The sequence below is a fragment of the Paenibacillus sp. ATY16 genome, assembly GCF_003399985.2.
Taxonomy (GTDB): Bacteria; Bacillota; Bacilli; order Paenibacillales; family Paenibacillaceae; genus Pristimantibacillus; species Pristimantibacillus glycanilyticus.
The window spans coordinates 24,291-34,515 of record NZ_NMOK02000059.1 but is presented as its reverse complement, the minus strand read 5'-3'; the positions used below and the strand labels follow the sequence as shown (position 1 = coordinate 34,515).

9 protein-coding genes are annotated in these 10,225 nt (G+C 53.4%); 8 read left to right on the top strand and 1 reads right to left on the bottom strand.

The genetic code is table 11. The annotated features are described in order from the left end of the window. Nucleotides 1-428: 428 nt before the first annotated feature. The gene (locus CFI03_RS30920; RefSeq protein ID WP_248762951.1) at nucleotides 429-1,682 is read right to left on the bottom strand and encodes an amidohydrolase family protein; all 1,254 of its coding nucleotides are present in this window, start codon (nucleotides 1,680-1,682) and stop codon (nucleotides 429-431) included. A gap of 275 nt (nucleotides 1,683-1,957) precedes the next feature. Between CFI03_RS30920 and CFI03_RS30915 the strand changes: the two genes are divergently transcribed. The 8 genes from CFI03_RS30915 to CFI03_RS30880 all read left to right on the top strand — a co-directional run bounded on the left by CFI03_RS30915 (nucleotide 1,958) and on the right by CFI03_RS30880 (nucleotide 10,223). Next, nucleotides 1,958-3,205: an amidohydrolase family protein gene (locus CFI03_RS30915; protein ID WP_248762950.1), complete on the top strand. Its 1,248-nt coding sequence runs from the start codon at nucleotides 1,958-1,960 to the stop codon at nucleotides 3,203-3,205. Continuing rightward, nucleotides 3,171-3,944 carry an ABC transporter ATP-binding protein gene (locus tag CFI03_RS30910; protein WP_248762948.1) on the top strand — a complete coding sequence of 258 codons (774 nt, stop codon included), beginning with the start codon at nucleotides 3,171-3,173 and terminating at the stop codon, nucleotides 3,942-3,944. Before CFI03_RS30915 ends, CFI03_RS30910 begins: the two co-directional genes overlap by 35 nt. A gap of 24 nt (nucleotides 3,945-3,968) precedes the next feature. Beyond that, nucleotides 3,969-4,847: an ABC transporter permease gene (locus CFI03_RS30905; RefSeq protein WP_248762946.1), complete on the top strand. Its 879-nt coding sequence runs from the start codon at nucleotides 3,969-3,971 to the stop codon at nucleotides 4,845-4,847. A gap of 53 nt (nucleotides 4,848-4,900) precedes the next feature. After that, nucleotides 4,901-5,896: an ABC transporter substrate-binding protein gene (locus CFI03_RS30900; protein WP_248762944.1), complete on the top strand. Its 996-nt coding sequence runs from the start codon at nucleotides 4,901-4,903 to the stop codon at nucleotides 5,894-5,896. An 84-nt stretch (nucleotides 5,897-5,980) separates the two neighbouring features. After that, nucleotides 5,981-7,543 (top strand): PucR family transcriptional regulator, encoded by a 1,563-nt coding sequence (locus CFI03_RS30895; protein ID WP_248762942.1) that lies wholly within the window; start codon nucleotides 5,981-5,983, stop codon nucleotides 7,541-7,543. Nucleotides 7,544-7,627: 84 nt separating this feature from the next. Beyond that, on the top strand, nucleotides 7,628-8,308 hold the full coding sequence (locus CFI03_RS30890) for a response regulator transcription factor (RefSeq protein WP_248762940.1): 681 nt from the start codon (nucleotides 7,628-7,630) through the stop codon (nucleotides 8,306-8,308). After that, nucleotides 8,305-9,612, top strand: a complete 1,308-nt coding sequence (locus CFI03_RS30885) for a sensor histidine kinase (RefSeq protein WP_248762938.1) — start codon at nucleotides 8,305-8,307, stop codon at nucleotides 9,610-9,612. The genes CFI03_RS30890 and CFI03_RS30885 overlap by 4 nt, the downstream gene beginning before the upstream one ends. A 392-nt stretch (nucleotides 9,613-10,004) precedes the next feature. After that, nucleotides 10,005-10,223, top strand: coding sequence for a hypothetical protein (locus CFI03_RS30880; RefSeq protein ID WP_248762936.1), 219 nt, complete (start codon nucleotides 10,005-10,007; stop codon nucleotides 10,221-10,223). The last annotated feature ends 2 nt before the right edge of the window (nucleotides 10,224-10,225 follow it).

Below are 10,225 nucleotides of genomic sequence, written 5' to 3'. Positions count from 1 at the left end.
AGATCTTGGTACACAGACTATTTTACGTCATCATGGAGGGCGATCAATAAGACCCTGGCGGGGTCTTATTGATTCGTAATAGGCACAAATTGGTGCTGAAACGGGCTGCGTGCAGCGAGATAAGACCCTGGGAGGGTCTAAAGCATGGCAAGAACGGAAGAAAACCAATCAATAAGACCCCAGTAAGGCCTTATCGCTGCTATAGTGGCAGTCTCAAGCGCAAAAGCGGGCGCTGGCATGGAAGTTAAGGTCCCTAAGGGATCCTAAGTAAGCCAAAAAGAGTAGCTAGTTAGACGGTTAAGGTCCCCGAGGGACCTTAACGCCGCTGAAGTGGTAGTCTCGAGCGCCAAAGCGGGCATAGGCATGGCACCGAGGGATCAGGTTGCACGGCAGCTTCGGTCATGGTCAGGAGTCAGCCGGTCTTTGAGTTACCTAACCGTTTCCTCCATGCTCATCCAATTATACTGCTTGACCTCCGTTTGGGAGACGAGCCTTCCATTCTTGTAAACACGTTCGCGTTCCGGGCGTTCATATAACAGGGATCTTGCATCTTTGGCGCTGCAGACGACTAAATCCGCATCGGCTCCAATGCGGATTCCGTAACCGGAAAGGCCTAGAGCTGCAGCGGATCCGTCCGTTGCCATGCTCACAAGCCGCCTGGCGTCTTTCGCACTGCCTAAATGAGAGGTCTGCGCGAGCAGCAGCCCAACATCCAGCGGGTCCGTCGTCCCGAATGGCGTAAACGCATTTTGGACATTATTGCTTCCGTAGATCACATTTACGCCATGCTTAAGGAGCAAGGAGATTGGCGTAAGTCCGCGGTAATCCCCTTTATGTTCTCCTCTACCATTTAAGTACAGGTCGGTTAAAGGCAGGCTGATGACATGAATGCCTGCCTCGGCAATGCCAGCGGCAATTCTCTCGGCTTCCGCATGCCCGGCAGCCCCTAGGGAAGTCAGGTGGCCGACGCTCACTTGGCCATTCATTCCGAATTTCCGGGTGGCCTCAATCACTTCTCTAATGGCAAGCTGTTTGGGGTTATCGGAGAAATCGACATGCAGGTCAACCGGAAGTCCGTATTGCTGCGCCAGACGGAATACGAACTCCAGATGAGCCTCTACCTCCGCATCCATATAAGTAATTCCGCCAATCGCATCGGCCCCAAGCGCCACGGCCTGCTTCATTAACAAAGGCATTCCCTCGTCATGGAACAAGCCATCCTGCGGAAAGGCGACAACCTGCAGATCGATGATTCCTTTCAGCTGCTTCTTAAGATTCACCATGGCTTCCATAGAAGTTAACCCAATGACCGGATCCACCTCCGCATGGCAACGCATATGGGTAATTCCTTTGCGTACCGCCTGCTCGATAATGCGCATAGCCCTTTCATAGATATCCTCCGCCGTAAAGGATTGCTTCAGGCATGAGGTTACCTCGATGGCTTTGCGAAGCTCCGTGATATCCTCGGACATTCGCTCAAGCAGCAACGCTTTATCCAAATGAATATGCGGCTCTACCAGACCGGGCAACAGCAGCTTTCCATCCAAGCTGCACACCTCCTTGCTCTCGGGAGCAGCATCGGAATGATTAGCGATATACGTAATTTTCCCGTCCTTTACACCAATATCTCGAAGCGAGTCCGAATGCAGGTCAGCCGATTTGACGAATAAAATATCCAGCATAACGATCATCCTTTGTGTGAGTTTATATTACATATAAATATGCTAATTAACATTATGCCGAGGGGGAGAGGAGCTGGAAAGGCTGGGAAAAGCGATTTTTAGCTATGCACAATTGAAAGGGTTTCCTTTATGTCGTGTTATAAAAGTTAACATACATAATTGACGGATTACAGCTGTCCCCCGCATAATTCGAGTAAGACAAAGAACGCAAGCCATTTACCTCACACAAACAAATAGTAAATTGAGCGATAACGGTATCAGGGGGAAATCGCATAATGGAGAAACGACTGCTTATTCAGCAAATAAACATGAACGGACGCATAGGAACGCTGATCATTGAAAAGGGCCGTGTTGCGAAGTTTGATTCCTCCGAGGTTGCTTCAGAGCGGGAGGATTCCGTGTGGAACGCTCGAGGCATGCTGTTGCTGCCGGCTTTCCGGGACGCCCATGTTCATCTCGATAAAGCCTTTCCGCCGGATCGCTGGATTTCCCGGACGCCCGTCTCCTCCATTCTGGACCAGTTCCAGCTGGAAAAGGAGCTGCTGGCAAGCTGCAAGAACCGCCGCAAGGAGCTGGCCGTCAGAACGCTTGAGGCTATGCTTGCGGCGGGTACGGTGGAAGCAAGGGTTCATGTAGACATCGATCCGGATATTGGCCTGTCCCATCTGGAACTGATGCTTCAATTAAAAGAAGATTTTGCTTCAAGGATGGCCATTGAGCTTGTTGCCTTTCCGCAGCAAGGCCTGCTCCGTTCGCAATCCACGCCTTATATCCGGGAAGCTCTGCGAATGGGTGCCGACCTGGTCGGCGGAGTGGATCCGGCTGGCGTCGACCGCCACGTGGAGCTATCCCTGCACACCATGTTCGAGCTTGCTGCGGAATTTGATAAACGGATTGATCTGCACTTGCATGATCCGGGTCACCTAGGCGTGTATACCATCGAAAAAATGCTGGAGTATTCCGCAGAGGCCGGCATGAAGGGCAAGGTGACCGTCAGTCACGCCTATGGGCTTGGCGAGGTAGATACCGGGCTTGTTGCGGAACTTGGAAGCCGAATGGCGGGGGAAGAGATGGATCTGGTGACAAGCGTTCCGATCGATACCGCAATGCCGCCGGTTCCGCTGCTTGCGAAGCAGGGTGTAAAGGTATCGCTTGCAACCGATCATACCGGACTGGACGCATGGACGCCGTACGGTCATCCGGATATATTGCGTCGAGGCAGACTGTTGGCGGAGAAGCAGGTATGGAATGATGACCTCCGCATGGCTTCGGTCTTTCAATGGATGTCTAACGGCTCGCTGGAGCTCAAGGCGGGCGATGCGGCGGATTTCGTCCTTGTGCATGCGTTGAACGCGCCGCATGCGCTGGCAGCTTTGCCAAAGCGGCAGTTGGTCTGCAAGGCGGGCCTTCCGGTTGCCGGAGCCCTGTGGCAAGGCAAGAGCAATGATAACGCTTGGAACAACATTCCCGAAAGGAGCGAATCGCCCGATGAATACGACAGCTTATTTGGAGACAACCGCTGAGGCGGAGGCTATCCGGATTCATGACGTTGTTAAGCAATACGAGAATGGCACGCTAGCGCTCAGCGGCATTCATCTCTCCATCAAAGAAGGCGAGTTTGTTTCGCTGGTCGGTCCGTCCGGTTGCGGCAAATCCACTTTGCTTCGCATTATGGCTGGTCTTGATCAAGCGACTTCAGGCCAAGTGCAGCTTCAGGCCGGTTCCGCTGCCAACAAAGAGCAAGCAAGCTTCGTTTTCCAGGAAGCGAATCTGATGCCTTGGCGTACGGTTCTGGCCAATGTTGCCCTACCTTTAGAAATAAGCGGCGTCCCGTCTGAGGAACGAAAAGCCCGGGCTATGGCCTCCTTGGAAAAGGTTGGCTTGGCGGGGTATGCGAACAGCTATCCGCGCCAGCTGTCCGGCGGGATGAAGATGAGGGTATCCATTGCCCGGGCGCTTGTGTCCGAACCTAAGCTGCTGTTCATGGATGAACCGTTTGGCGCTTTGGACGAGATGACGAGGCACCGGCTGCACGAGGAGCTCCTCAGCATCTGGAGCCAATCCAAGCTGACGATTGTTTTTGTTACGCATAGCGTATTTGAGGCTGTGTATCTGTCGGGGCGCGTGGTAGCGATGGAGGCGCATCCGGGGAGAATCAAGCAGGTGGTTCCGATTGAAGAAGCATATCCGCGAACGAATGCCTTTATGACTTCTCCTGTATTTGGAGAAAAGGTTCGATTGATAACCAATACATTATCCTAACGGCCCGGAAAGAGGTGGACAGTAATGATGCAGGCAAACGGACAAGCGACAACGACTTCCGTGAACATGATGGCTAAAGACGGAGTCCCGTCCATAGGCGGGTCTACGAAGAAACACCGTCAGCTCGTCTATAAGACCGCAACACCCGTTGTTTTTATTCTTTTTCTGCTGGCGATATGGCAGCTTGGCGTGCGGCTTTTAAATACGCCCAAATATCTTCTTCCGGCACCCTCCGATATTTGGCGTGCGGCGCTAAAGGGATTCCCGGATCTGCTTCAGGCAGCGGGCAATACGTTTGCGGCGGCGCTGCTCGGCTTCCTGCTTAGCGTATTGCTTGGCACCGCCGTCGCTTTGCTGATGATGGCGTCCAAATGGATCCGATGGGGGATTCAGCCTTACGCGGTTGTACTGCAGACCATTCCCGTCGTCGCGATCGCTCCTCTGGTCGTGATCTGGCTGGGCCCGGGGATGAACTCCATCGTTTTCATTTCGCTTATCGTCGCGATCTTCCCTATTATTTCGAACACGAACCTGGGATTGTCCTCCACAGACCGCAATCTGGTTCAGCTTATGCGGATGTATAAATCGGGTACGTGGACGACCGTCTGGAAGCTCCGTTTTCCGTACGCCTTGCCCTATATGCTCGGGGGGATGAAAATCTCCAGCGGCATGGCGGTCATTGGCGCTATTATTGGTGAATTCGTAGCCGGTATCGGCGGGGGGAAAGGCGGATTAGGCATGGCCATTACCTCGGCTGCCGTGCAGATGCAGACCTCGTTCCTGTTCGCCTGTACAATTGCGGCTTCGCTGCTAGGAATGGCTTTCTATCTGAGCGTTGCAGCGATCTCCCATTTCACCCTGCGCCATTGGCATGAGTCGGCGATTGGATCGGATAAGGATTAACCGCGCGAGGAATAATCGGCATCCATTAAATAAGGATATAGGGGGACATGACAATGAAGAAGTCGCTATTATTCAAAACCGGGTTTATAGCTGCGATAGCAGCGGCATTAACGGCCTGCTCCAGCAATGGAGGCAGCAGCACGGCTTTCTCGCCGGATAAACCGGCCAAGGTCATTCAGCAAATGAGCTGGTTCGCGCAGCCGGAGATGGGCGGTCACTTCGCGGCGTTATCCGGAGACATTTACAAAAATGCCGGGCTGGACGTAACGATCCAGCAAGGCGGTCCTCAAATATCCAACGTGCAGCTAGTGGCTTCCGGCAAAGTCGACTTCGCCATGTCCCAAGCCGACGAGGTCATTCTGGCTAGACAGGAAGGCATCCCGGTAGTGGCGGTCTACGCGGATTTGCAGACCAATCCTCAAAATCTGATTTTCCATAAGGGGTCGGACATTAACAAAATCGAAGATCTGAACGGCCATAACGTCTATGTGGCGACAGGCTTCCCGTACTGGCAGTATCTTGCATACAAATACAAGCTGAACAATGTAAAGATCCAAGCTTACACTGGCTCGCTGGCAGGATTCGTGGCGGATAAAAATGCCGTGCAGCAAGGCTACGCGACGAATGAGCCGTTTGTGCTGAAATCACAGAATGTGGACGTGGATTGGTTCCTCAACGCCGATCTTGGCTATAATCCTTACGGCAACGTAGTCATTACGACGGAGAAAATGATTAAAGAAAAGCCGGAAGTGATTAAAGCGTACTTAAAAGCCACAACAGAAGGCTGGGATTACTATTATAAGCATGGCGATGAAGTGAACAAGGTTATTAACAGCTACAACAAGGATTACGCCCTCGATCACCTTGCCTATGCGCAAGGCGTGGCGAAGGATTTCGTATTCGGCGGGGACGCCGCTTCCCACGGTACGGGTTACATGTCGGAGGAGCGCTGGACAACGCTGCTTGGCCAGATGAAGGAAGCGGGCCTGGTGACAAAGGATTTGAAAATAGATCAATTCTACACGAATGAATTTTTGCCTGAAAAATAGTCAGGGCTTGCATAGTACGGGTTCCTCCAAATGGGGGAGCCCTTTAGGCTATTTAAGCCGCTAGAGCTAGCGGGAGGGGATTCTATGTTGTTGACTATTGAAGAAGCCATGCGCGTCTATCCTTTATCAGAAGGAAAGCTGGTCGCCGGAAGGGCCGGAGGCTCCCGGCCGCTTAAATCGCTTAATATTATTGATGCTCCCGACTTTGTGCAATGGGCAAAAGACGGGGATATGTTTTTTACGACGGCCTACGTATTCAAAGACTCCGTAGATGATGCCATTGCTACGATAAGAAGCCTGCATCAGCGGCATTCCGCCGGTCTTGGCATTAAGCTGGGCAGGTTCTGGTCGGAGATGCCCGCTGCGCTTATCGAAGAAGCGGATGCGCTTGGATTTCCTTTAATCGAGCTGCCTTACCCGTTCGCTTTCTCCGATCAGATCAACGGGCTGCTGCAGGACGAGATCAACCGCAATACGTCATGGCTTAAGCGAGTCGTCGAGAAGCAAAAGCGATTAATGAAGGTTGCTCTCTACCAAGACATCGCGGATAATCCGTTTCAGCGCATAGCTTCGGTCATGGAATACCCGATGGCGATTGTGGGCGGAAGAGGCCACATTCTATTTAATGACTCCGACTGCTCGGAGGGGGAGCTGATGGGCGAATGGCCCTGGAAGCCAGAGCCGCGCAGAATAACGAAGACTGACCGGCAATTATATCGGCTGCCGTTATTTCATGGGGATGATTGCATTGGATTTGCCATCTTTGTGCTGCCGATCGATTACTTGCCGAAGTCCGAGGAGGGATTATTCCATCAAGCCTCGGAGATGCTCGCATATTACTTGTCCAAGATGATGGAGAATGGCTCGGAGACATTCTGGCATCAGGAGCTTGGCGCAATCATCAATCATTATCTGGAGGCAGGCGCCTCTCTGGATACGGTGCTTCATCAGGCGGAAAAGGCTGGCGTGCATGTATTGGACAGCCGATTCGTCTGCGTATTATGTACGGCCGAAGAGGTGGAAGGAAACCGGTTGAAGCCGACCCGGCTTAAGGCTGTGCGGCAGGAGCTGGAATTCAATCCGGCCATTCGCGATAAAAGAGGCTATCATGTTGTAACGGAGGCAGGGCTATTGTCGATCTATCCGGTGTCCAGCGCAGGGACGATTCAGGCGCTGGCGTCCTCTCTTGAGGCGGTGAGCCCAAAGGATAGGTTGATTCAATTTGCCTTTAGTACGCCAAAGGATACAGCCATGCAGTTTGCCGAAGCGTTTGACGAATGCAAGGAAACGATTAAGCTGAGCCGGAAGCTGCGGTCGCGGGAGCAGATTTTGCATTTCGACACGATACAGATGGCTCATTTATTCCAGTTTGTTCCGGAGGACAGCATGCGTCATTACTGCAGGCATGTTCTGGGGCCGCTGCTCGACAGCGATTCTACCGGGGCGCAGGATATGCTTCAAACGCTGGAAGCGTTTGTGGGGAACGAGGGTTTGCTTGGCGACACGGCTAGGCAGCTATATGTTCACAGGAACACGGTAAGCTATAGGCTGGAGAAAATGAGCGAACTGCTTGGCCTGGACTTCAAGAAGCCGAATGATTTCATGAAACTTCGCCTGGCTGTACTGTTTTTGCGAATGACGGATTAGCGGTAGCGGATTTCTAACCCTTTCTTAAGGTTCGTCCTGTACAATGGGGCGAGCGATTATGATTAGAAGAAAGGGCAGATAGCCTTGCGGATACTAATGGTGGAAGACGAGAGACCGCTTCGCGATGCCATCGCGACGGTTCTGAAGGAAGAAGCTTATCAGGTCGATGAAGCCGATAACGGGCTGGAGGGGCTGTATTTGGCCGATCAGCGCATTCATGACTTGATTATTCTGGATATTATGCTGCCGGGCATGGACGGGGTAACCGTGCTGAAGGAGCTACGCGAAAAAGGAAATGCGGTGCCTATTCTGCTGCTGACGGCGAGGGACGGCGTAGAGGACCGGGTGCTTGGCCTGGATGCGGGCGCCGATGATTATATGATTAAGCCTTTTGCCATGCGGGAGCTGCTGGCCAGGCTTCGCGTGCTCATGCGGCGGCAGCTGCGGGGAGCAAAGGACGGGGAGCTGACCTACGGCAGCCTCTCGGTTAAATGTCACTTCATGGAAGGATACGCGAACGGCGAGGCGCTGAAGCTGACGGCCAAGGAATTCGAGCTGATGGAGTTTCTGCTGCTGAACCGGGAGCAGATTCTGACGAAGGAGCAGCTGCTTGACCGCGTATGGGGGATAGATTCGGATGCGAGTCCGGGGGTAGTGGATGTGTACGTCCATTATTTGCGGAAAAAGCTCACGCCTTCCGGCTGCGACCGTTATATCCATACGATCCGCGGAGTCGGGTATATGCTGAAGGAGAGGGCCCAATGATTAAGCGTACCCGAATGCAGCTGACGATCCGCAACGCGGCGGTTTTATCCATCATTCTTATTTCGCTGAACGCGTTTGTATATTTTGTGATGAAAGACATGATGTTCTCGCAGATTGACAAATCCCTGACGGGAGTGAGCAATCAGTTAACGGTGGCGGGGATTGCCTCGAAGACGACCGTGCAGGCTCTGCCGTCGCTTCAGACAAAGCCGTCCGTCATTTATCAGGTGGGCCAGATGAATCGCCCGGTGTTCCAGCTGTTCTGGACGGAGGACAATAAGCCAATCCAGATACCGACGGCGGGCATGTTTGGGGAAAAGGATCTGAATCGCCTGCAGCCCGACAACTTCGGGGATCATCCCGAGACGGTCAAGCTGGGGGATCAGTATTACCGGGTATTTAACGGCAGCAAGGAAACGGCTGCTCCGCTGATATACAGCAGCATTGGCGGAGAGGTGCAGGTTGGCGTGAAGCATCAGCTGCTTACGAACATATCGGCGGAGGTAAGCATGCTGAACCGCCTGCGGATGATTCTGCTCCTCGGCGGTTTTATCGGGCTGCTTGTCGCCGTTGCGGCGGGTTATTATTTGGCCAACCGTTCGCTTATTCCCATCCGCAACTCAATGGAGAAGCAGCAGCAGTTCGTCTCGGACGCCTCGCATGAGCTGCGCACGCCCTTGTCGGTAATTCAAGCCCATGCGGAGCTGCTGCTCCGTCATCCGGAGCATACGATTGAGCAGGACAGCAAGCATATTTCCATGGTGCTGCAGGAGACAAGGCGGCTGGGCAAGCTGGTCAGCGGACTGCTCATGCTGGCGCGCTCCGATTCCAACCAGCTGGAGCTGGATAAGAGGCCTATCTATATGGAGCGAGTTGTGCAGGACGGGATCGGCAAGATGACGATGCTGGCGGAAGTGAAGGATATTATTTTGCGCGGCGAAGTAGAGTCGCCTGTCCTGCTCCAGGCCGATGAGGAACGGCTGCACCAGCTGCTTATGGTGTTAATGGATAATGCCATTAAATATACGCTGGAGGGCGGCGTAATAAGGGTAGCCTGCCGCAAGCTGGCGCATACCGTTTACCTCGAGGTCGAGGATACGGGAATCGGCATCCAGCCGGAGCATCTCCCGCATATTTTCGACCGTTTCTACCGCGGGGACAAGGCACGGACGAGACAAGAAGGCGGAACGGGATTAGGCCTTGCCATTGCCAAATGGATCGTCGAACGCCACGGCGGCAAAATCCGCATCGAGAGCAAGCCCGCCGTCGGCACGCGGGTATTGGTGACTTTGCCTGCTGGATGAATGATAAATAAGAGAACGTCCTTACTGTTCAAGTGGACAGTTGAGGGCGTTTTTTTCGTTCATCGCCGGCGAATGCCGCGCGCCCAACCACGAATGGATTAGTCGTGGTGTCGCCATGCGCCTACGTTGCACGAAATGCAGCGTATGGGCTCGTTTAGCCCGGTAACCCCAAATACGCTGCAAGAAATGCAGGATATCGGAAGAAAACGGCGCAAAAAAGCTCCAACAGGCGAGTTATCCTGCATTTCGTGCAGGATAGGTTCTCCAATCGGCTATAAGCTGATTGTTATTGTGCAAAATGTGCAATGTGTATGATGAAGGGCGCCTGCAAGCGCGAGCTGCGACGGGATCCATGCAAACGAAGCTTACGCCGAAAGGGGAGATGCTGCCCTGTGCCCCGAGCACGGAGCACGGAGCACGGGGCATGGAGCACGAAGCATGCCGCACGGAGTATGGAGCAAGGAGCGCTGTGCCCCGAGTATGTAGCATGCAGCATCATGGAGCAAGCAGCGCTGTGCATGTTGCATGGAGCATGGGGCACTCGCCGATGCCTGCGCTGGAGCAGCGCAATGCCGCTTGGCGGCGGTCCCGAACTTTTTACCTCCCTTTAATC